This is a genomic window from Cyanobacterium sp. HL-69, from assembly GCA_002813895.1.
Taxonomy (GTDB): Bacteria; Cyanobacteriota; Cyanobacteriia; order Cyanobacteriales; family Cyanobacteriaceae; genus Cyanobacterium.
Window position 1 is genome coordinate 913,946 of sequence record CP024912.1, and the last position, 25,835, is coordinate 939,780.

Genomic DNA, 25,835 nt, shown 5'->3' on the forward strand with positions numbered 1-25,835 from the left:
GGATCTATTATTTCCTCTGATAGTATGTCTTGTCATGGTAAAAGTTGAATTAAATTGGGTAGTGATTACGTCAGTAAAAAAATATTTAAACCCTTATAAATATTTTTGAGAGAATTTGCGTTAACTGGAAAAAGACAGTTATTCTCCCCTTTTTTGCAAATCTCATCGGGATTGAGATAAAATCATTGCTAAATAATTAAACCAATTATAGTTCTCTTTTTCCTGAATTAAATAATTATTATCAGTTAATTTTTGTAATGATACATCCTCTCTTTTTTCTATTTAAGGTACGCTGAAAAAAAAGGGGCTTGCCCCCTCTCTAACTCCTACACTAATATTGGTAAGCTATTAACCCCTGCAGACACTTGATTCGTGGTTGCTACCGAGGTATCAATGTTTGCTAAGAAATTACGTCCTATGGTTTCAGCATTTGAACCAATGTAGCGATTCTCTAAACCGCCAAAAAGAGCATCTGTAAATAAGTCTGCACTGGTAATTTTATTTCTGACTCTTATCGTATCGGTATCTCTTGCTCCTAATACAATTTCTAATGCGATCGCAGGTAAACTCACTTCTTCTTGATCAATCGCATTACGCCAGAAAGATAATCCTGCAGTATCGACATCACGATTAAAAGCATTACGATAAACCAAATTGATTCGACTATCTATAGTCAATGCGCCAAAAAGACGATTACTCTCGCTAGAGTTACCAAAATCATCGATAAACTCTTGGTATAATGCCCTCTGAGTTTCTGACAAAGAATTTAGCGTCACTCCGCCCCGTGGAGAATAAAATATGTTGTTGTCTCTTAAAACCTGATTCCAGAAGTTACGTCCTGCAGGATCTGCGGGTCTTCCATAATAACCAACATAAGCTAACTGGACTGTTCCAGATTCTAATGCCAATGGATTATTAGTTGAGGTAAAAGTGGTATTGGTTGAAGATCCACCCCCTCCGCCACCACCGTTTGTGGGAGGAGTTTCACCTCCATTATCATCATTAATAACGAAAATTCTTTCTTGTAAAGCTAAGCTAGTTTGTGGATTTGTAGTATTATTATTTTTGATTTCTATTTTATAGCCCAGTCTTGTATCCGGTGCGACAGACTTTACACTATTATTTGTTTCTTCAAATCCTGCGACTTTAATTCTAAAAGTATCCCCGGGGTCGTAAAAACCACTATCAACTGTTACTGTTTTGATTAGTGGATCAGCGCTTCCTTTACCAGCCTTGCCAGATTGTTCTCTTCTAACTTCCCCTGTTCTTTCATTTATTACACTAATATATCCTCTCGTGTTGTCAGAATTCAAAGCAGTAACTCCATTATCACTACTTCCAGTAACCGTGATAGTCAAAGTATCTTCACCATTAGCCGTTAACAAACTGAATTCGTCTGCATACCCTACCTTTGCTCCTTCAAGTTCATTGAGAAAACCTCTGATTTCAGTAGTTGCAACAAAAAGATTATCTGAATTCTCTAAAATTCCCGTTTGACTGATACTTTGTTGACCTGTCCCGATAATTTCATTAAAAATACTATTTTTTGCATCAAATATAAACTCTGGTTGAACTAAATCACCGTTAAGATCGATGGGATTAATTCTCACGGTGGAAACATAAGGGATTTTACTATCCGGATTAGGAAATAAAACGTTAAGGGCATTCTCACTTCTGCCTACCACCAATAATCGGTAAGTTTTTCCTGTTTCCAATAATTTATTTTCTATTGATACAGTGTTATCTGAAAGTTGGAAATCTATTACTGAATTATCATTAGGATCTACCAAAATAAGTTTTTTATCTACATTGCCAGTAACTTCAAAAGTTACCTCAGTGAAAGCATTTTGATTATTCAAAATAATTGGATTCATTCTAAACTCGAATTCATCAACTGGCTTCCCATCGGGTCTTGTTTGAATATTAGACAGATTAAAAGTACGTAGAAAGTCTTTGATTTCAAATGTTCCTGGTCTTCCTATGCTTGCAGCGTTGACTAAAGTACTCATCTTTTGTTCTTATTTTTCGGTGATTTTGGAATTACAATTTGGTTTCTATTACTATGTTTAAACTCTACACTAAATTGACGTTAATACTAACTATTTTTAAATCCAATACGCTTACTCATTTTTGTTTCATTGATTTTAAATCCAAATTCATCTAAAAGCATTGATTTAATCATTTTGCCCTAAAACAGCAAAAGTGCTATCATTAAAGAGAAATAATTTTCTTTCAAAAAAAATGCCCCTAAGTCTTTTCATTTCTCTTGGGAAATAAGTTTCTTACTCTATATCTTATCAAGTTGTTAAATATGTAACCTTATAAGTTACTTTTATTTAATAAAAATAATATACTCTACAGGCAAAAAAACATTTTAAGAATGTTTTTCTTTAATCTATTCTTTAATCGACTTTAACTATAAATAAACTTTTAGATATTGTTAGCATTCTCAGAAATTCAGTCCTTCGAAATTGCATACATCAAATATTGACAACAAGTCCAGAAAAAAGCTATGATGATAAATTGTGAGTTTTGGACAAATAAAAAATCGATGTCTATAAATGCAAAAGCCATAATCCAGTCCATCGAGGCGGATTATATGAAAGAGAAAGGCTCATTACCATCCCTTAACGTCGGCGACACCATTAAAGTAGGTGTTCGTATTCAAGAAGGTGGTAAAGAAAGAGTACAGCCCTTTGAGGGAACCATAATCGCCATGCGTAATGGTGGAATTAACGAAACCATTACCGTCAGAAAAATCTTCCAAGGAGTAGGAGTAGAAAGGGTATTCCTTTTACACTCTCCCAAAATTGCGGACATCCAAGTAATCCGTAGAGGTAAGGTTAGAAGAGCTAAACTATACTATCTCAGAGATAGAGTTGGTAAGGCCACCAGAATCAAACAACGTTTCGATCGCCCTATAGAAAAGGCCGCTAAAACTAAAACCAAAACTAAAGCTAAATAGTTTCACCTTGTCATCTTAAACACCAGAGTTAACCAAAAACACCAACAGTGACTGAAAGCACTTCAGGAGCTTTGATACTTGACAAATAAAACTAAAGTTAGTTATAGTATCTAAATATACGTCCTTAGTTCAGTTGGTAGAACGTCGGTCTCCAAAACCGAATGTCAGGGGTTCAAGTCCTCTAGGACGTGTTGGTAAGAAAGGTTAATAATGTTGTGCTTAAGTGACCTTATAATAAAGATTCAAGGGTGAGATAAAATCGCTCAAGTAATCATCGTAGGTAAATATAAGGAGTCATCATGACCAACAAAGAAACTATTAAGCAAAAAGGCAAAGAGGCTGAAGGGTCTAAAAGCGACAGAGCAACCTTCATAGAAGAAACTAAACAAGAATTAACCAAAGTTGTTTGGCCCTCCCGTCAACAACTCGTTAGTGAATCTGTGGCCGTAATCTTAATGGTGACAGTGGTAGCTACCGTAATTTATTTAGTTGATAATATATTTAGCTGGTCAGCTGGGAAGGTGTTTTAATGGGTTTATACTCGGAAAACGATACCGAGCAGAAAAAAACTGTGGCAGTGGGTAAACCCCGCTGGTACGTAGTACAAGTTTCCGCAGGTTGTGAAAAAAAAGTTAAAACCGACATTGAACAAAGAATCCACGGCTTCGATCTAGCTGATAGAGTTCTTGAGGTGAGAATTCCCCAAAGCCCTAGTGTTAAAGTCCGTAAGGATGGCAGCCGCTACCAAAGTGAAGAAAAAGTATTACCCGGCTATGTCCTCGTAAATATGGTCTTAGATGATCATGCTTGGCAGATGGTCAAAAATACTCCCAACGTCATCAACTTTGTAGGTGCAGAACAAAGACGGGCTGTCGGCAGAGGTAGAGGTCATGTAAAGCCCTTACCCCTATCACCCTCCGAGGTAAATCGCATCTTTAAACAAATGGATGACGCTGAACCCGTGGTCAAAATTGATATGGAAATTGGGGATCAAATTTTGGTACTCAGTGGACCATTCAAAGACTTTGCTGGGGAAGTTATCGAAGTGAGCGGTGATAAGAACAAACTTAAAGCCCTACTGTCAATCTTCGGTAGAGATACCCCCGTAGAACTCGAATTTAATCAAGTAGAAAAACAAGGATAAAAATAAAAGGAATAAACGATGGCAAAAAAAGTCGTTGCACTAATCAAACTCGCTTTACCCGCAGGTAAGGCAAACCCCGCTCCCCCCGTAGGTCCTGCCCTCGGTCAGCATGGGGTAAATATCATGGCATTTTGTAAAGAATATAATGCCCAAACCTCTAACCAAGCAGGGATGATTATTCCTGTGGAGATTTCTGTTTATGAAGATCGTAGTTTTACTTTCATTCTCAAAACACCTCCTGCCTCTGTTTTAATCAAAAAAGCAGTGGGTATTGATAAAGGTTCTAAAGAGCCTAACCGTGAAAAAGTAGCTCAAATTACTGAAGATCAATTGAGAGAAATTGCTCAAACCAAAATGCCTGACTTGAATGCCAATGACATTGAAGCAGCCATGAAGATTATTGCAGGAACAGCCCGTAATATGGGTGTTACCGTAGCTGAGTAATTATTGTTTTTACCCAGTAAATTATTTAAGCAAATTATCCCAACCTATAAACTAACTATTTTGAAGACCTTTGTTAACTATTGAGTCCTCAAAACTAAGAAAAATTATTAAGGGGAGAAGTGCTAACTTCGTTAATTGACCCAAAGGAGACACATAAATGAGTAAAAAATTAAGTCGTAGATACAAAGAGGCATTGGCAAAGGTTGAGCCTAGAGCTTATGAACCTTTAGAAGCCCTAAATTTATTAAAAGAAACCGCCACCGCCAAATTTGATGAGAGTGCGGAAGTTCACATTCGTTTAGGTATTGACCCTAAATATACTGATCAACAACTAAGAACCACCGTAAGCCTTCCCAAAGGTACAGGTTTAACCGTTAAGGTTGCCGTTATTACCAGAGGGGAAAAGGTAAAAGAAGCCAGTGAAGCAGGGGCTGACATTTACGGTGAAGAAGATTTGATCGAAGAAATCCAAAAAGGAATGATGGATTTTGATGTATTAATCGCTACCCCTGACATGATGCCTAAAATTGCTAAATTAGGTCGTGTCCTAGGTCCTAAGGGTTTGATGCCCTCCCCTAAAGGTGGTACTGTTACTACGGATTTACCTTCGGCTATTAATGAATTTAAAGCTGGTAAATTAGAATTCAGAGCCGATCGCACAGGGATTGTTCACATTCTATTCGGTAAGTCTTCCTTTAGTGCAGAAGATTTACTCGCTAACCTCAAAGCATTACAGGAAACCGTTGATCGTAACCGTCCTTCTGGTGCCAAAGGTCGTTACTGGCGTAGTGTGTTTGTATCTTCTTCCATGGGTCCTTCCATTGAAGTTGATATTAACTCCCTCAGAGATCTTAAACTCAGCGAAGTTTAATTGATTTTTTAAAATCTGGTTCACCCCTTGCCCATGCGCGTAGGGGTGTTTTTTTTATAAACTTTTGATAAAAATTATTTCGTATTAGAAAAAGAGATATATGATATAGGTGTAGAAAAGTTTTTATTATACTTACTCAACGAAATGAACTACTATGAAAATTAAATCAAAGGCTCAATTTTTTGGGTTAGGGTTTCTCACAACCGTTAGTTCGGTTGCTCTTATGGGCGCCCCTGCTTTTTCAGCGACATTGACATCATTTGTTGGTGATGAAGATGCTTTTTTAGATGAGATTTGTGAAATAAGTTTTGGCAATTCAATTCCTGCCGATTGTGCAAGACAACTTAAAATAGGAGAAATTCAAGGACTTTCCAGAGGACCGAGTAAGAACGTAAATGGACTACAAAGTGTATCTTTTGGGAAAGATGGGTCTAATAGTTTAATTAGTTTAGTTCCAAATACAACATTTCAAAGTGCTATCCTTGTTTGGGAAAATGGAAAAACAGCTGACTGGGAACTAGACTGGAATCCAATGACTAATATGGCAAGTTTCAATATGAGCTATGCTTCTGGCTCATCAATTAATCTTTCTTACGACTATGGAACTAATCCTTTTGATACATTCAACTCCCTTGCTCTAATTACTTTTGTAAAAGATACAGCCTTAAACCCAGAGTCAACGTTGACTTTATCAGAAGCAACCTTCAGCGATAATCCTACTACGCCACAAACATCCTTTACAGAGAGTACGGTAACATCAACCTCAGGATTTAATAAATTATTTTTCATTCTTGATGATAAATCTATTGAGAATGGCTCAGATATAATTAATCTAAAAGGTACATATACTATGTCTTGGGATGGAACAGGAAATACTCCTGGTAATCAAGCCGCAGGATTCCAGATTCAAATGTACGACCCACAAAGCACTCCTGAGCCTACTGCAATATTAGGTTTACTTGGTGTTGGAGCATTAGGACTTGTTAGTAAAAAACGCAAAGTAGAAGTAAACTAATTATCATTTTGTTTACCTTTAATTATTACCCTTCTTGTGGTGTAAGAGGGGTTTTATTTTGGGTAAAATTTGGGGAGAGATCTCCCCTACTGTATTCAATAAGGGAGAATAATTAGTTATTACTCCTCAAAGTCCGCATCTACAGCATCACTACCACCGCGGACGGTGACGAGGTCAATTTGTTGGCGATAGTAGTCAACGCTCTTGATTTCCACTTCTACTCGATCGCCCAGACGGTAAGCAGTGCGGTTTTTTCTGCCCACGAGACAGGTGTGACGGGCGCGATATTCGTACCAATCATCCTTGAGGGAGCTAACATGGACTAATCCTTCTACGAGGGAATCTTCGATTTGTACAAAGAAGCCATAGGATTGTACGCCCGTAATTAAGCCACTGAATACTTTACCTGTGCAGTCCTTCATTTTTTCGGCTTTCTTTAGCCCTGCCAAGTCTTTTTCGGCATCATGGGCGATTTTTTCACGCTCGTTAAGGTGGGTAACAAGGGAGTGTAAATCTGCTTCGAGGTTACTTTGGATGGCTGGGGGTAAGACATTCCAGTTAATATCTCCATGGCAGGAGTTACTATTGAGATCTACTCCTTTTTTGGCGTTGCTGTGTCTTCTGTCGCGCCCATTTTCAAATAATGCTTTTAATACTCGTTGAATGTGTAAGTCGATATAGCGTTGTCCGGGGGATACACAGTGGGTGTAGATGGGGTAGGCTAAGCCGAAATGGGGGGCTGGGTGTTGGATATATTTATCGGCTTTGAGGGAGCAAAGGAGGAGGTAGTTGAGGACTTTTTCGTAGTCGGATTTACTAAACTCTTGGGTAAGGTGGTAGTAGTCGAGGGGAAATAAGTCTTCTTCGGATTCTAGTTTGAAGTCTAGTTTGAGGTTGGCCACTAATTTTAGTAAGTCTTCCAATTCATCCCAATCGGGCTTGGCTTGGGTGCAGTAGATGGCCGGTAAGCCTAATTCGTGGAGATGTTCGGCAACTAATTTTCCTACTAACACCATTAACTCTGTCATTAATGATAATACAGGTAGTTGGGAATAAGATGCGATCGCACCGATTCTACCCTCATCTTTAAAATAGGAGGTAATATCATCTAGGGCAATATCAAAACCACCCCTTTGTAAACGTTGCGCCTTCACTAGGGGGCTAAGGGTGAAAAACATCTCATTGAGAAGGGGAAAAACATCCTTCAATTCTGCCTTGGCACTACCCAAACCGATGATACTCTGTACCTCTTTATAGGTCAAGCTATGGTCAACCCGAATCACACTAGGATGAATATTGTACTCTACCACCTGACCTTTATCGTCAAAGGTGATAAATATAGACACCGTTAAACGATCTTCATTAGGTACTAAAGAACAACATTTTTCCACCTTGGGGGGCAACATCGGAATAATTTTATCTCCTAAATGTACGGTGGTGGCTCTTTTACGGGCTTCCCTATCAATGTGGGTATCTGGCTGTACGAAGTGAGTCACATCCGCCATATGCACCCCTAAACACCAGTTTCCATCTTCATTCTGTTCTAGGGTGAAGGCATTTTCCACCAACAAATCCAACTCCCCGACGTTATCTTGCTCTAGGGTGATGGTTAATTTATCCCGTAAATCCATGCGTTTTGCCAATTCTTCTTCGCCAAAATCTGGGGAAATTTCATCGGCTTTTCTAAAAATTTTCTCGGAAAATTCGTGGGGTAAATCATGTTTAGAGGAAACAATATCGGTGTCCGCTGCTTCTTCTGCATCACTACCCAATACCCGCATTACTTTACCCATGGGGGGGTTTTGTCCGATGGGGTACCTTAAAACATTCACATGGACAAGGTGATTGATGGCTTCAGAGATGGATTCGGGTTCATCTTTTAGTTTTACCTCGAATAAGAGGCGATCGTCTAACGGCACGGCATGATATTCTGAGTTATCTTCCACAACCCTTGCTAATACTGAAGGATTGGCTCTTTCAGTGATTAATTTTACTTCCCCTTCAGGGGATCTTCTTCTGGTACCTTCTTTGATAATCTTGACTAAGACGCGATCGCTATTCCACGCATTACTGAGGTGACTTTCTCTAATATAAATATCATCGGCATCCTCTTCATCTTGGATAGCAAAGCAAAAACCTTTACTCGAACAACGTAGCTTCGCTTCTACCACATCCGCTTCCGACACTCGGCGATACTTGCCAAACTCCTTGGTTACTACGCCAACTTTTTCTAGGACATCGAGGGCAATTTGTAGTTTTTCTAGTTCTTCAGGCTCTTCACAACCTAGTTTTTTTTCTAATACTTTCCCTGCCACCAGCTTATCTTGACTTAGGTGAGAAAGAATTGTAGCGATTGAAAATTCCATTTATTATAATCCTGTCAATGTCTAAATAGTGTTCTTTTACAGTCAATTTAACTAGGTTAATAGTGTCTTTTGAAAACTATTTTTAACTCATAAGAATAGATAAAACAATTAAAAACAGTTTGACACATCCTAGAGGAATAAAAATTAGCTTAACCCTTGGAAATTAAAGGTTTTATTTAATCAAAGTAGTATATTTACTAAGATCTAAAAATCAAAGTTATATCTTTGGTGTAGCATATTCATTCAGAAAAATTTATCTTTGTTGATAATTTTATAGTTAAAAAAGTTTGAGCCATGAGGAATATTTCTTAACTAAAATACTGTTAATCAATTTAGATATAAAACATAGAAGTCGTTGGGCTTTTTTCTGAAATAAAACTCCTTCGATAAACTAACTTTGATTGACGAGACATTCACATTACATTAACCATAGTGCGAAAAGACTAAGTTATTTTTTTAAACAACGGTTTTATTAATGATTATGGTTGATGCTAATGATGTCTACAATGCTATTTTTATTCTTAAATTAATACTATAGCCTATTTTTGACCCTTAAGAAATGGTAGGTTGAAGGATTTTGTGGAATTATGAATTATTTGTTTTATGGTGGGCAAGATTTTTTATTTTGCCCCCCACATTTTCCCCCACGGGAGAACTTTACCTGTTAATTATTAACCTTGGAAACCTAGCGTTTTCTGGCGGTTTTCATGGCACCAGTGACATTAGAACCTGCTAACAAACGTTGTAATTCGTCGGGTCGGCTACTTTTCGCCAGGCCTTCTTCCATGCTGATTACCCCAGTTTTAACGAGGTTGGCAAGGGCTTGTTCCATGGTTTGCATACCTAGTTTTACCCCTGTTTGAATGGAGGAATAAATTTGAGGTGCTTTTGCTTCTCTGATTAAATTGGCGATCGCAGGGGTGACAATCATAATCTCCTGAGCCATAGCCCGTCCAAATTCCCCCGGTTTAGGATTATGTTTTTTGGCTAAACACTGGGCAAATACTGCTAACAAAGAGTTGGACAACATGGCACGAATTTGAGCTTGTTCGGCCGCAGGGAATACATCAATAATACGGTCAATGGTACCAGCCGCAGAACTGGTGTGCAATGTACCAAAGACGAGGTGTCCTGTTTCCGCTGCACTGATGGCAAGGGAGATGGTTTCTAAATCTCGCATCTCACCCACAAGGATAATATCAGGATCTTCCCGTAGGGCGGCTTTTAGGGCGTTGGCAAAACTCTTGGTATCTTCCCCTTTTTGTCTCTGGTGAAAAAGACTGTTAACGTTAGGGAAAACGTACTCGATGGGGTCTTCTACGGTTAAAATGTGTTCAGCCCTAGTACGATTAATCAAGTCTAGCATGGCCGCTAGGGTGGTGGTTTTTCCTGAACCTGTTTGCCCTGTTACTAATATTAAACCCCTGGGGCGATCGGTCATTTCCTTGACAATATCAGGAAGTCCTAATTGATCAAAGTTAGGAATTTTAGAAGATAATGCCCTTAAACAAGCAGCATAACATCCTCTTTCCTTATATACATTTACCCGAAAACGAGCTAACCCTTTTACCCCATAAGAACAATCCAATTCCCAGTTTTGTTCAAGGGTTTTACGCTGGGTATTGTTTAACATGGTAAAAATGAGCTTTTGACATTCTTGGGGGCTAAGAGGCTCATCTCCGATGGGGGTTAGTTTACCACTGATACGAAAGTAAACGGGAGCACCTGCTTGGATGTGCATATCTGAGCCACCCATTTCCACCAACTGCTCCATCAAGTCTTCTATCATCATTTCCATAGACTCTTTCTCCAACCTAGTAATCCGTTTTCTCTAATATAGCTATGGTTCCCTTAGTTTTGACTATGTGGATCATAAACATTAATATTTTTTGCCCATGTTACAAATCATAAAGGGAGATAATATTTATATTTTTACTACGATGAATGGACTTATTTGGTTTTTCGTTGGTAATAAATTCATCAACCTGAAGGAGTTTCGCCGAGGCAATGTGAAGAGAATCCATAGCCCCTGTGCCATATACACTGGCTTCTTTTAAGCCTTTTTTGATATTTGTTTCTAAGTCCATAGCCCAATAAAATACTGCTTCAAAATAAGTATTATAAAAATTTATTTCTGTCTGCTATTGATTAATTGTTTCTTTTATTTTTACTTCTTCCATTTTTATTTACCTCAAAAATATTCCATTATTGATATATTGTCTATGGTAACGTTTGCGAATAGGAGGAAAAAACTAATAATTTTTTAAAAACTGTCATTAAGGGGCAAATGATAAGATTTTTAATCATTCCCTATTTTTCATCTCAACTTTGACATTTTGGACAAAAATGGGTCGATCGCCCTCCTAACTTCATTTTATCTATAGATGTATTACAAATTCTACAGGGTTCTCCTTTTCTGCCATACACCCAAGCCTTGCCCCCATAATTACCATTAACCCCTGTGATGTGGAGAAAATCACTAAAACTTGTTCCCCCTACCTTGATAGAATCGTCTAATACCTCGATGATGGCGGTTCTTAATTTTTCAATTTGTGGTAATGTCAGGTTACAACTGATAGTATTAGGCATTATGCCACTTTTAAATAAAGCCTCATCAGCATATATGTTACCAACTCCAGCCACCACACCTTGATCTAAAAGTAGGGTTTTGATATTGCGACGGCTTTTTGATAGTTTTTCTTGAAAATATGCCACCGTAAATTGAGGAGAAAAGGGTTCAACCCCTAGCTTTTGTAAGCCCGTAATTGCTGTTTCTGGGGGTTTATTCTCTGCTAACCACCAAAGCTTACCAAAGGTGCGAGTATCCACAAAACGTAACTCTTTGCCTTCATCAAAAAATAATCTTACCCTTGTATGTTTTTGTAAGTTACTATCCTGATTTACCCATAATAACTGCCCTGTCATCCGTAGATGTACTCCTAACCATCCCTCCGACAGTTGCGCTAATAAATATTTACCTCGACGATGCCATTGAATAATCTTTTTTTTGGCAATACCCTGTTCAAAAGAAGCGACAGAATCAGGATAAGCCAAGGTGCGGGGTAATAGTACTTTAGCAGATTCAATAGTAAGTGCCGAAGTCGTTTTATTTAGACCCCGACACACTGTTTCTACTTCGGGTAATTCTGGCATGGTTTAGTTTAATAATTGATAAACAAGATAATAGCTCATTGATTATCCTTGATCAATTGTACTTTGCCGATATTCCTCAGTGTTTATTTTTTCTTGGCAGGGGCAGGGGTGACAACTTCTAATTCGCTTTCGGCGAAGTTATTGGTGTTGATACCACCAGGGCTACCACTAAAACCGCTATAGTTAACTTTGTCAAAACGGACAATTACGGGATAAATAATGCCGCTTTTATCTACCGTTGCCACAGTGCCTACGTCTCTATACCAGTAGGATTCTTTGCGTAAGATTCTTACTTTTGCTCCACGTTCAATTGCCATAATTAAATTATTTTTTCAAAAATATTATCTTTAAATAACAGATTACTACTTGTTAGCCCTAATGGCACCATTTTTCGTTTTAAGTTTTATTAAGACGGACAAACAATTGACAATGAACGATGGACGATGGACAATTAAATTTTGGTCAGTTTACAAAAGAAGGAAGTAATTTTATGGCGATGCAAATGAAAATATATGTACCTCCCCATCCTTTGGTTAAGCATTGGTTGGGAGTGGCACGGGATAAAAATACTCCTTCTACTTTGTTTAAAAGTGCCATGGTTGAGTTGGGGCGTTGGCTTACCTATGAGGCGATTCGGGATTGGTTGCCTACTATCGATACTCAGGTGGAAACCCCTGTGGGTGTGGCTGATGCTACTTTTATTAATCCCCAAAGTGCGATCGCCACTATCCCCATTCTTCGGGCTGGTTTAACCCTTGCCGAAGGCGCTCAAACTATTCTTCCCCTCGCTTCTACGTACCATTTGGGCTTAGTGAGAGATGAAAATACCCTCAAGCCTTCTTGTTATCTCAACAAATTACCCGAAAAGTTTGCCCCTGATACCCGTATCCTCATTTTAGATCCGATGTTGGCCACTGGTGGCTCCATGATGTATGCCCTCGAAGAAGTGGTTAAGCGGGGCGGAAACATTGATTTAACCCGCATTATCTGTGTGGTGGGGGCGCCCCCTGCCCTAAAGGAGTTAGGCACTGCATACCCTACTCTAACTATCTACAGCGCCATGATTGATGAGGAGGTTAATGACTCTGGTTTTATTGTACCTGGTTTGGGGGATGCGGGCGATCGCGCTTTTAATAATGCTTAATTTTTGTTAATGATGATAGTCAGCAGAGCTTGAAATATCGGATAATAGAATAAGAAAATGAGTAAGTATTACTATTAGCAGTTAATTTTATTATGGGTGAAAAAGATAATTTTGGAAGTGGTTTTCTTTTGGGTACAATTATTGGTGGTGTTGTAGGTGGTGTCATAGGTGCGATCGCATCTAAAAAAGTAAATGACATGGGAAAACATAATAATGATTCCACATTAAATTCTGAGGATAAAGGATTTTTAAATAATAGAGAAAATGTAGAAACTGCACGACTAAGTTTAGAGGAAAAAATTAATCAATTAAACCATGCTATTGATGATGTGCGGGTTACCCTTATTAAAAATTCAGAATTAGAAACTGAAAATAATTAGTTTATCTTTTTCTCAACATCTATAAAATTTTTCTTAAAATAATATTTTTAAGTAGCAAAACAGCAATTATTAATCATTTCTCAACTAGACATTCTTTATTCACTGTATTATCCAAAATATTTAGTTTTTGAAATATTTACAAAGTTATCAAAAAAAAACATAAATATTGTCTTTCATATAGGCATAATATTTATCTTAAGTTACTGAATATTATTTTGTAATAAGCTATTTAACATTATCTGTTAATAGATTATTTAGGAATCTCATCAACCTAAAAATATTATAAAAAATTTAACTATGCTAATGATAATGGTTTTATTTTAGTTGCTAAAAAGTCTATTAATCATTAGATAAATAACCATTGTAAAAATATGTCCCCTTCTGTGTCCTTAAATTATGAGGAAATAAAGAAATATCTGGCTATTATTGAATATAATAGCGATGCAATCATATTATTTGAGCCTATTGCTCAGAAAATAAATGTTAACTCCATAGGGAAAAAGTTATTCTTTTCAAATTATCAAGAAGACGATTGTTTTGAAGATAGCTATAATTTTAAATCATTAAAAATTGAATGGTTAAAGGAATCCTTAAATCAATTTATTGAGCAAGATAAAAAAGAATTTCAGTATAAAAAACAAGCCCATACTAATGTTGGGTTAATTTGGCTAAATATTAAATTAATAAAAATTGCTAATTTTCCTAAATCATCGTTCTTTATTTTAGTTATCTGTAGAGATATAACTAAGTTAATTTACACTGAAAAAAAGCTAAAGGCGATCGCCTATCATCATACTAACGGATTAATGGTGACAGATCAAGAAGGAAAAGTATTATTTATCAATGACATTTGCAAAGAAATGTTTGAAGGAAAAGCCAATAAAATATTTGGCGAATTATTCGGCATTCCCCTTACCTCCCAAAAATCCACAGAAATTATCATTCCCCGTAAACAAGGGCAAATGTTGATGGTAAATATGGACGTAAAACCTATTCAGTGGGAAGACAAAAAAGCCTATTTAATCACCTTTGTGGATGTTACCCACACAAAAAAAATAGAAGAACAATTAACCTTTTTACATCAAGCATCAGAACAAAGTCCAGCATCCATCATTATTACCGATAACACAGGCGAAATTCAATATGTCAACTCAAAATTTGAAAGAGTAACAGGCTATTCCCGAGAAGAAGTCATCGGCAAAAATCCTCGTATCCTTAAATCAGGGGAAACCAGTAAACAGGAATATCAAAAAATATGGCAAACCATCTCCAGCGGTAAAGAATGGCATGGAGAATTTCATAATCGAAAAAAAAATGGCGAACTTTTTTGGGAAATAGCTTCTATTTCACCCATCAAAGATGAATACGGTATCATCACACACTATGTAGCCGTCAAAGAAGACATCACCGAAAAAAAACACCAAGAAGAATTACTATCCCATCAAGCCAACTATGACTATCTCACCGAATTACCCAATCGTCTTTTGGGTATGGAAAGACTAAAGCAAGAAATAAGTAAAGCCTACCGTGATAAATTATCCGTTGCCCTTATCTTCCTAGATTTAGATAACTTTAAAAATATAAATGACACCCTAGGGCATCAATATGGAGATGAATTATTAGTAGTAGTAGCCCAAAGGCTTCGTGGCTGTCTGAGGGAAAGTGATACCGTTGCCAGACTTGGGGGGGATGAGTTTTTGATTATAGTTTCTTCCCTTTCTTCTCCTGCCCAAGGGGAAATTATCGCCTCGAAACTACTCTATGCCATGAGAAAACCTTTTACCATCGCAGGTGAAAAAAGATTTGTTTCCGCCAGTATTGGTGTTACTTTCTATCCTCAAGATGGTGATACTATCCAAAATTTAATCAAAAATGCTGACTTAGCCATGTATGCTGCCAAGAAAAAAGGTAGAAATAACTTTAAGTTTTTTGATGCCCACATGAATAATGTAGCCCAAAAGAAAATGCTACAGGAAACCTATTTACGTAAAGCACTAAAAAATAATGAGCTATCTTTAGTTTATCAACCTATTTTTGAGATAAAAACAAATAGAATTATTGGGGTTGAGTCTTTAACTCGTTGGCACAATAATATTTTAGGGGATGTTTCTCCTGTAGAATTTATCCATATTGCCGAGGAAACTGGGTTAATTATTGATTTAGGAAAATGGTTATTGGAAACAGTATGTAAACAGTTATCTATATGGCAAAAACAAGGCATTTATATCTATGCGTCTATTAATTTATCTCCTCGACAATTTAGGGATACTCACCTTTTAGAAGTCATTTTAGAAACCACTACAAAATATCAAATACAACCAAAATATCTAAAACTAGAAATAACAGAGCAAGTATTATTAGAGGATATTCCCACCATAAAAGAGTTATTGTTTCACTTCAATTCCCTTGGTTTTGAGCTTTATTTAGATGATTTTGGTACAGGTTATTCATCCCTTAGCTATTTACGGAAATATCCCTTTCAATTAATAAAAATTGACCGTAGTTTTGTTTCAGATATAGAAAAAAGTGAAAAAAATAAAGCCCTGATTAAAACTATAATTTCTATGGCTTATAATCTCAATCTTTCGGTAATCGCTGAGGGGATTGAAACTTTCAATCAACTTAGGTTTTTAGAGTCAGAAAATTGTATCGCTGGGCAAGGTTATTTATTCAGTCGCCCCCTAGAAGCAGAAAAACTATTAGATTTTATTTCTGGCGTTGAAAGGTGAGAAAGGGGATAATACAATGGAAAGTGTTATTTTGTGATTAATTCTTATATTGTTAAACAATGGATTTTAAAGTTAATTCTAGTTCGTTTTTAGATTGGAGTGGGGATATTCTCGCCCTCGGGTTTTTTGAGGAGAAAACTGAGTTAACGGGAGATTTAGCTAGTTTAAATGACAAGTTAGATGGAGTTATTACTGAGTTAATCGAGGAAAATGATTTTAAAGGTAAGGATAACTCCAATGTAACCGCAAGGGTTGGTGCTAAAAGCCCTATTCGTAAAGTGATGTTGGTGGGTTTAGGCAAACAGGAAGATTGTACTTCTAATGGTATCAGATTAGCAGCAGGGGCGATCGCCCGTAGCGCCGCAAAAGAAAACGGTAAAACCCTAGGCATTGCTTTAGGCATCGAAGATTATGAAGGGGATACCGTTGCCCAAATGACAACCGAAGGGGTAATTCTTGCTTTACACAAAGATAACCGTTTCAAGTCTGATGCTAAGGATGAATTAAAACTAACTAATATTGATTTACTGGGTTTACAGGCTTCTGATAACGCCATCACCAAAGCCAAACAGATTACCGATGGCGTAATTTTAGCTAGGGAATTGGTAAACTCTCCCCCCAACGACATCAACCCCATTACCTTAACCAAAGTAGCCCAAGATTTAGCCAAGGATTACAACCTAGAATTAAAAATTTTAGAAAAAGAAGAATGCGAAAGTCTAGGCATGGGAGCATTTTTAGGAGTTGCCCAAGCCTCCGATATTCCTCCCAAATTTGTCCATCTCACCTACAAACCTCAAGGCACAGCAAAACGTAAGCTAGCTATCATCGGTAAGGGTTTAACCTTCGATTCTGGTGGTTTAAACCTCAAGGTATCGGGTAGTGGCATCGAAACCATGAAAATGGATATGGGAGGCGCAGCGGCTACTTTTGGGGCAGCCAAGGCAATTGCCCAATTAAAGCCCGATGTGGAAGTGCATTTTATCAGTGCCATCACCGAAAACATGATTAGTGGCAAGGCAATGCACCCTGGAGACATCCTCACCGCTTCCAATGGCAAAACCATCGAGGTTAACAATACTGACGCAGAAGGGCGTTTAACCCTCGCTGATGCCCTTGTGTATGCCGATAAGTTGGGGGTAGATGCCATGGTGGATTTAGCTACCCTCACGGGTGCTTGTATTGTGGCTTTGGGTAATGATATTGCAGGATTATGGACTAGGGATGATAAACTAGCCCAAGATTTACGGGTGGCTTCTGAGGGCGCTGGGGAAAAATTCTGGCAGATGCCCATGGAAACCGATTATTTTGATATTATGAAAAGTGCGATCGCAGATATGAAAAACACGGGAAGCCGTGCTGGAGGCTCTATTACAGCCGCCCTTTTCCTTGAGCAGTTTGTGGAAAATACCCCCTGGGTGCATCTGGATGTAGCCGGGCCAGTTTGGGCAGAAAAACCTAATTCTATCAACAATGAAGGGGGTACAGGTTTTGCGGTGCGCACCCTTGTTAATTGGGTATTGGGTTAATGGTTTGTGGCACAATGCAAAGATAAGTAACTGTTTTGTTACAAGTTTTTAAAGCTATAGTAGGGGCGTACCATGCTACGCCCATAAGGGTGTTAGGTTTAATATAGTAAAGTTTTATTTTTTAGGAGAGTTTTATTATGGGAGAGGCTAAACGCAGACAAAAATCTTTAGGGGAAGAGTATGGCAAGGAAGAAAGGGTAGTTTCTTGGTTTCCTCTTACCAAAACTCAAGCCTCTGATGCTTACAAGTTAACGACGAGAGGGGCATGGGTAGGCATTATCTCCCTCGGCATTACTTGGGTTATTATTCGTTTTGTAGGGCCTGGTTTTGGATGGTGGGAAGTAAACTAGGCTTTGGTAAAAAGTGGGGTAATTAAGAAAGGCAATGGGCAACGGTAGGCAATGGGCTTAAGCCCATTGTTAGAAAGGGTTGATATTTTTTTCAGATAATTTTTAATATATACAAATGAATTATTTAATCGCAGTATTATCCGATAGAATCAAGGCGGAGGAGGCTTACACGGCTTTGGAAAAGGCTGATATTCCCCTCAAGCAAGTGTCGATTTTAGGAAAGGGTTACAAAACCGCCGATGAGTTTGGCTTTCTTGATCCTAATAAACAAGGGCGCGAGAATGCTATTAGGATGGCATATTGGTTGATTCCCTTCGGTTTTTTTGGCGGTTATACTTTTGATGCGATTACTGGCTTAGATACTTTTGCATGGGCTGGTACTCCTCTTAACCACATTATAGGTGGTTTTTTAGGGGCGATCGGTGGCGCCATGGGTAGTTTTTTTGTTGGTGGTAGTGGTACTTTATTACAAGGGGCAAGTGATGATTTACCCTATCGTAATCGCTTAAATGCTGGAAAATATTTAGTCGTGGTGCAGGGGAATGATTTTATCAAAAATAAAGCCACCCTTGTTTTACAACCCCTTAAACCTGAAAATTTACAGGGCTATGTAGAGAATTGACAATTATCTGATTTATTCTACATAAATATTATTCTGTTAAATTATTATTGGAATTAACAGAAATATTTAGAATTAAAAGCAATTAATTTTACTGTTATAAATTCAAGTTTTACCTAAGTTTAATCATTATCAATTATCCATTATTAATTATTAGATGTTACCGAGAGAAGATATTTTAAATAAAGTTGAAAATAGAGCCGAAATTGCTAAAGTTTTAGATAAGGCTGAACAAGCATTAAAAACATGGGAATTGGTAGTAACAGATTTTTTGTCTCCCCCTGTATTAGCAGAAGTTAATCAAATTTTTGGTCAATTAACAGAGGTGCAAATTATTCCTTGGGGTGGCTTCCCCCAAGCTGAGAGAAAAAGAGTGGGTATTCATCGGGAGGAAATTCCTTGTGATGTTTCCCAAATGCCTGTGGTGGCTTTAGACATTGCTGGTAATTTTTTGTTTGATACTGCCACCCACCGAGATTTTTTGGGGGCAATTTTAGGTGCGGGAGTAGTTAGGGAAAAGGTTGGTGATATTATCGTTTTGGGGGAAAGGGGGGCGCAGGTGGTTGTGACTCCTGAAATGGTTGATTTTTTTGAGTCTTCTTTGGTACAGGTGCGCTCTGTGCCTGTAAAAACCAAGAGAATTGAGCTTTCAGATTTGAGAGTAAGGGAACCCAAAAAGAAAGAAATGACTACCGTAGAGGCTTCTTTACGCCTAGATGCGATCGCCTCTTACGGCTTTGGTTTATCCCGCTCAAAAATGGCAGACGCTATCAATAACGGTGATGTGAGAGTAAATTGGAAGGAAGTTACCCAATCTAGTCACAATCTTAAAAGTGGTGATTTAGTCTCTTTTCGGGGTAAAGGAAGATTAGAAATAGGAGATATTAGTATTACAAAAAAAGAACGTTATCGCATCGCCTTAACTCGATTTGTGTAACTTATAGAGGTAATGGTTAATGGGGTGTTCCTTATTTTGGGGATGAAATATTGTTGAATTACACTCAGTATTTAATATTAAAACTATTATTACCATTGCCTATTGCCCATTGCCCATTGCCGACTTTGTTATCCAACCCCAATTAAACTTTTTCAAGAATATAGATATAATGGACGATTTTACCCCAGATTTAGCAGGATCATCATTACCCCCTCAAAATATAGAAGCAGAAGAAATAATTTTAGGAGGCATATTATTTGATCCCAATGCTATGGGTAAAGTAGTTGATATATTGCAACCAGAAGCCTTTTATGTAAAAGCCCATCGTCATATTTACGAAGCATCAAGACATCTCTATTTTCAAGGACAACCCGTTGATTTGATGACCGTTGCCACTTGGTTAAGTGATCAAGGTTTACTAGAAAAAGTGGGCGGAAATACAAAGATAATTAGCTTATTAGATCGTACAGTTTCCGCCGCAAATATTGCACGATATGTACCTTTAATTACTGAAAAATATATCAGACGTTTATTAATTTCTACTGCCAAAGAAATCGGCGAATTAGGGTTTGATACTACCAAAGATTTAGATAACGTTTTAGATGAATCTGAGCAAAAAATATTCAGTTTAACCCAAGCAAGAGTTCAAGAAGGTTTAGTACCTATTTCTAGCACTTTAATTAACACTTTTACTGAGATTCAAGCCTTCCAAGAAAAAACCGCCTTACCCGGTATTAGTTCAGAATTTTATGACTTAGATGGCATGACAGGGGGCTTTCAGCGCTCCGACTTAGTCATTATTGCTGCCAGGCCTTCGATGGGCAAGACCAGCTTTGCTCTCAATATAGCTTCTAATATCGCAAAACATTCTAATTTGGCGGTGGCGATTTTCAGTTTGGAGATGTCGAGGGAACAATTGGCGATGCGTTTACTGTCTTCGGAGGCACGGGTGGAAAGTAATCGCTTGAAGTCTGGACGGATTACGGAGCAAGAAATGGAGCCGTTGATGAGTGCCATGGGTACTTTGTCAGAGTTACCCCTTTATATTGATGATACTGCTAATTTAACGGTGATGCAAATGCGATCGCAAGTTAGACGTTTACAAGCAGAAAGTAAGGGTAAATTAGGACTGGTATTATTAGACTATCTTCAATTGATGCAGGGAGGCGGTGACAACCGTGTACAGGAATTGTCAAAAATGACAAGGGCGCTAAAAGGTTTAGCAAGGGAAATAAATGCCCCTGTAATTGCTCTATCTCAGTTGAGTCGGGCGGTGGAGCAACGAACGAACAAACGCCCCATGTTGTCGGATTTGAGAGAATCGGGATCCATAGAACAAGATGCGGATTTAGTGTTAATGTTATATCGTGATGAATATTATCACCCTGACAGTGTTGATCAAGGAGTGGCTGAGATAATTGTGGCAAAACATCGTAATGGGCCCACCGGCTTAATAAAACTGCTATTTCGTCCCGAATTAACCCAGTTTTTAAATATGAAAAGAGGAGGGTAAATGAAGATAAAAGAACTTATTTTTTATCCTATCAAATCTTGCCGAGGGATTCATCTTTCCCATGCAAAAGTGGGTGACAAGGGGTTATCAGATTATAACAATAATTTATACTACGATCGCACTTTCATGATCGTTGACGAATCAGGCAAATTTATCACCCAAAGACAATATCCCCAACTAGCCAGAGTTATCGTCACCATCGAAGGGAAAAAAATTACCCTCAGTTTTGATGACTCCTCCATGGATTCTATTACCTTTATTCCCCAAAATCAGGGTAATACAATTGAAGTACAAGTATGGGGTGATCGCACTTCAGCCATCAATCAAGGAAAAGAAGTAGCCCAATGGTTTCAAGAAATCCTCTCAGTCAAAAATTGTCGCCTAGTCAAACAAGACGACTACAACATTCGAGCCATTAACCCCCAATATAGTACCCAATCAAATCAACCCGTCAGCTTTGCCGATGGCTTCCCCTATCTCCTCACCAACACCGCCTCATTAGACTATCTCAATCAAAAATTAAAGGAAAAATATCCCCACCAACAGCAACAAATATCCATGGATAGATTTCGCCCTAATATTGTCATCGAAACCGATACCCCATTCATCGAAGACACATGGGAAAATATTACCCTTGATGAGATAAAATTTAAGATAGCCAAACCATGTAGTCGTTGTAATATAACTACCACAGATCAAATAACAGGAAAAATCAACCCTCAAAATGAACCTTTAAAAACTCTTAGTAGTTTCCGTAACGTACCTCAACAGGGAATTATGTTTGGACAAAATATGATTGCCCTTAACCGTGGACAATTGACAATAAATCATGGAAAATAGATAGTCTAATTTATTCCTAACAGATTTTGTCTTTATCTCCTCATCCCTTTGTTTCATATTATATTTTTTAAAATTAAGTTTTCACGATATATTACTGCTGTCTTGCTGATAGAGGCTAGAGGGATCACACTAAAAGATTTAGGAAACATTTTGTTCAAAGGTACAATGATTAATTATTGTCAGAATTATTTGTGGAAAATATTCGTAAAAATAATTTAATAAAAATATACTTTTCATGTTTTTAGAGCAGTTATATCTCCAACATTTTAGAAACTATATTCAAGAAGAAATAAAATTTACTAATAATAAAATAATACTCTTAGGAGATAATGCCCAAGGAAAATCTAATATTCTTGAATCAGTTGAACTACTGTCCACCCTCAAAAGTCATCGTAGTACCAAAGACCTAGAATTAGTTTATCATGATCGTCTTTATGGACAAATAAAAGCAACCCTCAAAAATAAATACGCAGACTATGATTTAAGCATTACTATCCCCGCTAAAGGCAAAAAAGAACTAAAAATAAATCAAGAAAAAGTTAGTCGTAATTTTGAATTTCTAGGCTTATTAAATACCGTTCTTTTTTCTAGCTTAGACATAGATTTAGTCAGAGGAAGCCCTGAATATAGACGTAATTGGGTAGATAGTTTATTAATTCAGTTAGAGCCAATTTATTATCAATTAATCAAAAGTTATTACCATGTTTTAAAACAAAGAAATGCTCTCCTAAAACAGATCAAAAAAATGGGCATTAATTCCCTAGAAACGTTAAAACAAGACGTAAAGGCGATCGAATTGAGTTTATGGGATGATAAATTAGCCGAAGCAGGTTCAAGAGTTAGTAGAAGAAGAGCAAGAGTCTTGCAAAAAATAGAACCTCTTGCCAAATTTTGGCATAACGAAATTAGTAATAAAACAGAAAAATTATTAATTAATTATACTCCTAATGTCTCTTGGGAAAAAGATACTCCAGAAAGTGTACAAAACGCCATAAAACTCGAAATAGAACAAAAAAAAATAGCAGAAATAAACTTAGGAAATACCCTCGTAGGACCTCATCGGGACGAAATAGAGTTTATAATAAATGATAGCGTAGCAAGAAATTATGGATCTCAAGGACAACAGAGGACTCTAGTTTTAGCCCTTAAGTTAGCTGAATTACAGCTAATAGAGCAAGTGGTAGGAGAGCCACCATTACTATTGTTAGACGATGTAATGGCAGAATTGGATTTAAAAAGACAGCAGCAGTTATTGGATTCTCTAGGCGATCGCTTTCAAACTATAATAACAACAACACACTTAAACTATTTTGAAACTAATTTATTAAATCAGGCTCAGATTATTAAAGTTCAAGGGGGAAAATTATATTTTTAGGTCAACATGAAGATAAAAATGTAACTTTTTTCTGAATCCTGTACTCACCAAAATAATCAGATAAGATAAAAGACGGTAATTAAAATAAAAAATAATAATAGTTTAGCTCTAATTATCTTTAATGGCTGAATATAATCCACAAAATTTTCTAATTCTGGCAGTGGATGATAACTCAATTAATCGTATCATGCTAGAAAAAATACTCACTAAGGCGGGGTATCAAATCAAGGTGCTTGGAGATAGTGAAGAATTTTTGAATTTGATTAATAACATTAAGCCAGATTTGATGTTGCTAGACTTAATGATGCCAAAAATTGATGGCTTAGAACTATGTCGGTTAATTAAAGCGAAAAATCATTATAAAGAGATTCCCATCATATTTTTAACCGCTAATGACGCAAAAGAGAATGTGATAGAGGCTTTTCGCTCAGGGGCGGTAGATTATGTAACTAAACCCTTTAATAATGAAGAACTATTAGCACGAATTCAAACCCATATAGAATTAAAGTTTACTAGAGATCAACTAAAAAAAGCCCTCGTTGATTTAGAAAAATTAGCTACTACCGATGAGTTAACCCAAATAGCTAACCGTCGTCATTTCCTTAATTTAGCCAATCGAGAATTTAATCGTGCCAAAAGGCAAAAAACGTTTTTTTCCATGATTATCCTTGATATAGATTATTTTAAACGCATTAATGATAACTATGGGCATCCTGTGGGAGATATAGCTATTAAATTGGTGGCTCAAAAATGTCAGCAATCCATTAGAGGAGAAGACTTGTGTGCAAGATGGGGGGGGGAAGAATTTATTGTGGTGGTTTATGATGCCCTGATTGATAAAGCTAAACACGTGGCAAATCGCATTCGGGAAAAAATAGCGGAAATTTCTTTACCTGTTGATAATGATAAGTTTCAAATTACCGTTAGTGTTGGTATTGCACAATATCAAGATACAGACCAAAATTTAGATCAAATTGTATCAAGGGCAGATAAGGCTTTGTATCGAGCAAAAAATAATGGCAGAAATAGAATTGTTTTAGAAGATGAGTTACTAGATGTATCTAAAGATACTTAAAAAAAAGGTACTTCACTCAGGGGCAGAAACCTTTATAATTAAAGGTATTTGTTTGATAACTGAATTAATTTTTGATTATGACCGCTAATTCTAATCCCTCTCAAGGGCAAAACACCACTGATTTCTCTATGGATGACTTCGCTAAAGCCTTAGAGCAAGAACAATACGACTATCATTTTAATAAGGGAGAAGTGGTAAAGGGAAAAGTATTTCAACATGATTCTAGTGGTGTTTATGTAGATATTGGCGGTAAATCTCCTGGTTTTGTGCCTCTTAGTGAAGCTGCATGGCAATCTTTTAGTGATGTAAGTGAAGTTTTACCCCTAGATCAAGAGTTTGAGTTTTTAATTATAAAGGAACAGGATTCGGAAGGACAAGTAAAGTTGTCTCGTCGTCAATTATATATTGATCAGGCTTGGGATAATTTAACGGAAATTCAAGAAAAAGGAAAATTAGTCCAAGTATTAGTTACTGGGGTAAATCGTGGGGGAGTAACGGGGCAAATTGACGGTTTACGGGCTTTTATCCCTAAATCTCATTTAATCGAGAAGGAAAATTTTGATGATTTGATGGATCAAACTCTTCCTGCTAATGTTTTACAGTTGGATAGGGCGCAAAATAAGATTGTTTTGAGTCAAAGAAATATCGCAAAATCTTCGGCCATGGCTCAGTTACAGGAAAATGAAGTGGTACAGGGTAAGGTTGTTAAACTTCAGCCCTATGGTGTATTTGTCGATTTTGGTGGTGTGGCAGGATTGTTACACGTCAAACAAATTAGTGGCGGACACATTGACTCGGTTAGTCATATTTTTAAGGTGGGAGATGAGGTTAAGGTAGTGGTAATGGAAATTGATACTGTGAAAAATCGTATTTCTCTTTCTACGAAGGTTTTGGAAACTTATCCAGGGGAATTTTTAGAAAAGCGTGAGTTGGTGATGGAAAATGCTGAGGAAAGATGGACAAATCATCAGGCTAAAAAAGAGGAATCATAAATAATTGTTAGTTAATTGCAAAGTATTGCAACAAAAAAGATCGTTTTTTTCTTCTGGCATTTAAAATAAAGACTTTGAAAACTGTTTTACATATTTTAGGGAAAGTATTAAATGTTTCAATTTACTTCTATCATTGCCACTGCAATTCCTAGCACCATTGAGTGGAATTCTAATGTTGCTCTTACCATGATTGTTTGCAATATTGTTGCGATCGCCATTGGTAAATTCACCATCAAATATCCTAGTGCAGGCCCTCAGTTACCTTCTCCTGCCCTTTTTGGTGGCATGGGTTTCCCCGCTCTACTAGCTACCACTAGCCTCGGTCATCTTATTGGTGTAGGGGTAATCTTAGGATTAGCAAACCTCGGTGCATTATAATTTTGCCATGAGAAAA

The 25,835-nt window shown here is 37.3% G+C and carries 25 protein-coding genes and 1 tRNA gene; 20 read left to right on the top strand and 6 right to left on the bottom strand.

Annotation, left to right across the window (positions count from 1 at the left end; all coding sequences use genetic code 11):
• Positions 1 to 326: 326 nt before the first annotated feature.
• Positions 327 to 2,009, bottom strand: a complete 1,683-nt coding sequence (locus AA637_RS04090; protein ID WP_446684013.1) for a hypothetical protein — start codon at positions 2,007 to 2,009, stop codon at positions 327 to 329.
• Between the two features lie 548 nt (positions 2,010 to 2,557).
• Between AA637_RS04090 and rplS the strand changes: the two genes are divergently transcribed.
• From rplS to AA637_RS04125, 7 genes are all read left to right on the top strand, one after another.
• Positions 2,558 to 2,965 (top strand): 50S ribosomal protein L19, encoded by a 408-nt coding sequence (rplS, locus tag AA637_RS04095; protein WP_446684527.1) that lies wholly within the window; start codon positions 2,558 to 2,560, stop codon positions 2,963 to 2,965.
• Between the two features lie 118 nt (positions 2,966 to 3,083).
• A tRNA-Trp gene (locus AA637_RS04100) sits at positions 3,084 to 3,156 on the top strand.
• A gap of 108 nt (positions 3,157 to 3,264) precedes the next feature.
• Positions 3,265 to 3,495 carry a preprotein translocase subunit SecE gene (gene secE, locus AA637_RS04105; RefSeq protein WP_069790822.1) on the top strand — a complete coding sequence of 77 codons (231 nt, stop codon included), beginning with the start codon at positions 3,265 to 3,267 and terminating at the stop codon, positions 3,493 to 3,495.
• Positions 3,495 to 4,109 carry a transcription termination/antitermination protein NusG gene (nusG, locus tag AA637_RS04110; RefSeq protein WP_446684014.1) on the top strand — a complete coding sequence of 205 codons (615 nt, stop codon included), beginning with the start codon at positions 3,495 to 3,497 and terminating at the stop codon, positions 4,107 to 4,109. The genes secE and nusG overlap by 1 nt, the downstream gene beginning before the upstream one ends.
• 18 nt (positions 4,110 to 4,127) lie before the next feature.
• Positions 4,128 to 4,553, top strand: a complete 426-nt coding sequence (gene rplK, locus AA637_RS04115; protein WP_015223542.1) for a 50S ribosomal protein L11 — start codon at positions 4,128 to 4,130, stop codon at positions 4,551 to 4,553.
• Positions 4,554 to 4,710: 157 nt separating this feature from the next.
• Positions 4,711 to 5,424 carry a 50S ribosomal protein L1 gene (gene rplA, locus AA637_RS04120; protein ID WP_069790820.1) on the top strand — a complete coding sequence of 238 codons (714 nt, stop codon included), beginning with the start codon at positions 4,711 to 4,713 and terminating at the stop codon, positions 5,422 to 5,424.
• A 154-nt stretch (positions 5,425 to 5,578) separates the two neighbouring features.
• Positions 5,579 to 6,439 (top strand): PEP-CTERM sorting domain-containing protein, encoded by an 861-nt coding sequence (locus AA637_RS04125; protein ID WP_446684015.1) that lies wholly within the window; start codon positions 5,579 to 5,581, stop codon positions 6,437 to 6,439.
• Positions 6,440 to 6,558: 119 nt separating this feature from the next.
• Here AA637_RS04125 and AA637_RS04130 read toward each other — a convergent pair whose 3' ends face one another.
• The 5 genes from AA637_RS04130 to AA637_RS04150 form a co-directional block, all read right to left on the bottom strand.
• Entirely contained in the window at positions 6,559 to 8,805 is a 2,247-nt protein-coding gene (locus AA637_RS04130) for a ribonuclease R family protein (protein WP_446684016.1), read from the bottom strand.
• A gap of 685 nt (positions 8,806 to 9,490) precedes the next feature.
• The gene (locus tag AA637_RS04135; protein ID WP_446684017.1) at positions 9,491 to 10,603 is read right to left on the bottom strand and encodes a type IV pilus twitching motility protein PilT; all 1,113 of its coding nucleotides are present in this window, start codon (positions 10,601 to 10,603) and stop codon (positions 9,491 to 9,493) included.
• A 100-nt stretch (positions 10,604 to 10,703) separates the two neighbouring features.
• Positions 10,704 to 10,892 (bottom strand): hypothetical protein, encoded by a 189-nt coding sequence (locus tag AA637_RS04140; RefSeq protein WP_446684018.1) that lies wholly within the window; start codon positions 10,890 to 10,892, stop codon positions 10,704 to 10,706.
• A gap of 235 nt (positions 10,893 to 11,127) precedes the next feature.
• Entirely contained in the window at positions 11,128 to 11,958 is an 831-nt protein-coding gene (locus AA637_RS04145) for a DNA-formamidopyrimidine glycosylase (RefSeq protein WP_446684019.1), read from the bottom strand.
• Positions 11,959 to 12,041: 83 nt separating this feature from the next.
• Positions 12,042 to 12,278: a photosystem I reaction center subunit IV gene (locus AA637_RS04150; RefSeq protein WP_201150059.1), complete on the bottom strand. Its 237-nt coding sequence runs from the start codon at positions 12,276 to 12,278 to the stop codon at positions 12,042 to 12,044.
• 170 nt (positions 12,279 to 12,448) lie between these two features.
• Here AA637_RS04150 and upp point away from each other — a divergent pair, with 170 nt between their 5' ends.
• The 13 genes from upp (at position 12,449) to psaK (ending at position 25,819) form a co-directional block, all read left to right on the top strand.
• Positions 12,449 to 13,102 carry a uracil phosphoribosyltransferase gene (gene upp / locus AA637_RS04155; protein ID WP_446684528.1) on the top strand — a complete coding sequence of 218 codons (654 nt, stop codon included), beginning with the start codon at positions 12,449 to 12,451 and terminating at the stop codon, positions 13,100 to 13,102.
• 92 nt (positions 13,103 to 13,194) lie between these two features.
• Entirely contained in the window at positions 13,195 to 13,482 is a 288-nt protein-coding gene (locus tag AA637_RS04160) for a hypothetical protein (RefSeq protein WP_446684020.1), read from the top strand.
• A 371-nt stretch (positions 13,483 to 13,853) separates the two neighbouring features.
• Complete coding sequence (locus AA637_RS04165; RefSeq protein WP_446684021.1) at positions 13,854 to 16,211, top strand: EAL domain-containing protein; 2,358 nt, start codon at positions 13,854 to 13,856, stop codon at positions 16,209 to 16,211.
• Between the two features lie 59 nt (positions 16,212 to 16,270).
• Positions 16,271 to 17,740, top strand: coding sequence for a leucyl aminopeptidase (locus AA637_RS04170; RefSeq protein WP_446684022.1), 1,470 nt, complete (start codon positions 16,271 to 16,273; stop codon positions 17,738 to 17,740).
• Positions 17,741 to 17,877: 137 nt separating this feature from the next.
• Positions 17,878 to 18,090, top strand: a complete 213-nt coding sequence (locus AA637_RS04175; protein WP_446684023.1) for a DUF2839 domain-containing protein — start codon at positions 17,878 to 17,880, stop codon at positions 18,088 to 18,090.
• 115 nt (positions 18,091 to 18,205) lie between these two features.
• Positions 18,206 to 18,712 (top strand): hypothetical protein, encoded by a 507-nt coding sequence (locus AA637_RS04180; protein ID WP_446684024.1) that lies wholly within the window; start codon positions 18,206 to 18,208, stop codon positions 18,710 to 18,712.
• Between the two features lie 154 nt (positions 18,713 to 18,866).
• Entirely contained in the window at positions 18,867 to 19,646 is a 780-nt protein-coding gene (locus tag AA637_RS04185; RefSeq protein ID WP_446684025.1) for a photosystem II S4 domain protein, read from the top strand.
• Between the two features lie 169 nt (positions 19,647 to 19,815).
• Positions 19,816 to 21,159 carry a replicative DNA helicase gene (dnaB, locus tag AA637_RS04190; protein WP_446684026.1) on the top strand — a complete coding sequence of 448 codons (1,344 nt, stop codon included), beginning with the start codon at positions 19,816 to 19,818 and terminating at the stop codon, positions 21,157 to 21,159.
• A complete protein-coding gene (locus AA637_RS04195) occupies positions 21,160 to 21,999 on the top strand; it encodes an MOSC domain-containing protein (protein ID WP_446684027.1) in 840 nt (279 codons plus the stop codon). It begins immediately after the preceding gene.
• Between the two features lie 235 nt (positions 22,000 to 22,234).
• Entirely contained in the window at positions 22,235 to 23,374 is a 1,140-nt protein-coding gene (gene recF / locus AA637_RS04200) for a DNA replication/repair protein RecF (RefSeq protein WP_446684028.1), read from the top strand.
• A gap of 121 nt (positions 23,375 to 23,495) precedes the next feature.
• Positions 23,496 to 24,449: a diguanylate cyclase gene (locus AA637_RS04205; protein WP_069790805.1), complete on the top strand. Its 954-nt coding sequence runs from the start codon at positions 23,496 to 23,498 to the stop codon at positions 24,447 to 24,449.
• Positions 24,450 to 24,526: 77 nt separating this feature from the next.
• Positions 24,527 to 25,441: a S1 RNA-binding domain-containing protein gene (locus AA637_RS04210; protein WP_446684029.1), complete on the top strand. Its 915-nt coding sequence runs from the start codon at positions 24,527 to 24,529 to the stop codon at positions 25,439 to 25,441.
• 111 nt (positions 25,442 to 25,552) lie between these two features.
• Complete coding sequence (gene psaK / locus AA637_RS04215) at positions 25,553 to 25,819, top strand: photosystem I reaction center subunit PsaK (protein ID WP_446684030.1); 267 nt, start codon at positions 25,553 to 25,555, stop codon at positions 25,817 to 25,819.
• The last annotated feature ends 16 nt before the right edge of the window (positions 25,820 to 25,835 follow it).

Bases quoted from the DNA above. Each gene is read 5' to 3' on its own strand.
- AA637_RS04090 (WP_446684013.1), bottom strand. From the start codon at position 2,009: ATGAGTACTTTAGTCAACGCTGCAAGCATAGGAAGACCAGGAACATTT.
- secE (WP_069790822.1), top strand. From the start codon at position 3,265: ATGACCAACAAAGAAACTATTAAGCAAAAAGGCAAAGAGGCTGAAGGG.
- nusG (WP_446684014.1), top strand. From the start codon at position 3,495: ATGGGTTTATACTCGGAAAACGATACCGAGCAGAAAAAAACTGTGGCA.
- rplK (WP_015223542.1), top strand. From the start codon at position 4,128: ATGGCAAAAAAAGTCGTTGCACTAATCAAACTCGCTTTACCCGCAGGT.
- rplA (WP_069790820.1), top strand. From the start codon at position 4,711: ATGAGTAAAAAATTAAGTCGTAGATACAAAGAGGCATTGGCAAAGGTT.
- AA637_RS04125 (WP_446684015.1), top strand. From the start codon at position 5,579: ATGAAAATTAAATCAAAGGCTCAATTTTTTGGGTTAGGGTTTCTCACA.
- AA637_RS04130 (WP_446684016.1), bottom strand. From the start codon at position 8,805: ATGGAATTTTCAATCGCTACAATTCTTTCTCACCTAAGTCAAGATAAG.
- AA637_RS04135 (WP_446684017.1), bottom strand. From the start codon at position 10,603: ATGGAAATGATGATAGAAGACTTGATGGAGCAGTTGGTGGAAATGGGT.
- AA637_RS04140 (WP_446684018.1), bottom strand. From the start codon at position 10,892: ATGGACTTAGAAACAAATATCAAAAAAGGCTTAAAAGAAGCCAGTGTA.
- AA637_RS04145 (WP_446684019.1), bottom strand. From the start codon at position 11,958: ATGCCAGAATTACCCGAAGTAGAAACAGTGTGTCGGGGTCTAAATAAA.
- upp (WP_446684528.1), top strand. From the start codon at position 12,449: ATGGCGATGCAAATGAAAATATATGTACCTCCCCATCCTTTGGTTAAG.
- AA637_RS04160 (WP_446684020.1), top strand. From the start codon at position 13,195: ATGGGTGAAAAAGATAATTTTGGAAGTGGTTTTCTTTTGGGTACAATT.
- AA637_RS04165 (WP_446684021.1), top strand. From the start codon at position 13,854: ATGTCCCCTTCTGTGTCCTTAAATTATGAGGAAATAAAGAAATATCTG.
- AA637_RS04170 (WP_446684022.1), top strand. From the start codon at position 16,271: ATGGATTTTAAAGTTAATTCTAGTTCGTTTTTAGATTGGAGTGGGGAT.
- AA637_RS04175 (WP_446684023.1), top strand. From the start codon at position 17,878: ATGGGAGAGGCTAAACGCAGACAAAAATCTTTAGGGGAAGAGTATGGC.
- AA637_RS04180 (WP_446684024.1), top strand. From the start codon at position 18,206: ATGAATTATTTAATCGCAGTATTATCCGATAGAATCAAGGCGGAGGAG.
- AA637_RS04185 (WP_446684025.1), top strand. From the start codon at position 18,867: ATGTTACCGAGAGAAGATATTTTAAATAAAGTTGAAAATAGAGCCGAA.
- dnaB (WP_446684026.1), top strand. From the start codon at position 19,816: ATGGACGATTTTACCCCAGATTTAGCAGGATCATCATTACCCCCTCAA.
- AA637_RS04195 (WP_446684027.1), top strand. From the start codon at position 21,160: ATGAAGATAAAAGAACTTATTTTTTATCCTATCAAATCTTGCCGAGGG.
- recF (WP_446684028.1), top strand. From the start codon at position 22,235: ATGTTTTTAGAGCAGTTATATCTCCAACATTTTAGAAACTATATTCAA.
- AA637_RS04205 (WP_069790805.1), top strand. From the start codon at position 23,496: ATGGCTGAATATAATCCACAAAATTTTCTAATTCTGGCAGTGGATGAT.
- AA637_RS04210 (WP_446684029.1), top strand. From the start codon at position 24,527: ATGACCGCTAATTCTAATCCCTCTCAAGGGCAAAACACCACTGATTTC.
- psaK (WP_446684030.1), top strand. From the start codon at position 25,553: ATGTTTCAATTTACTTCTATCATTGCCACTGCAATTCCTAGCACCATT.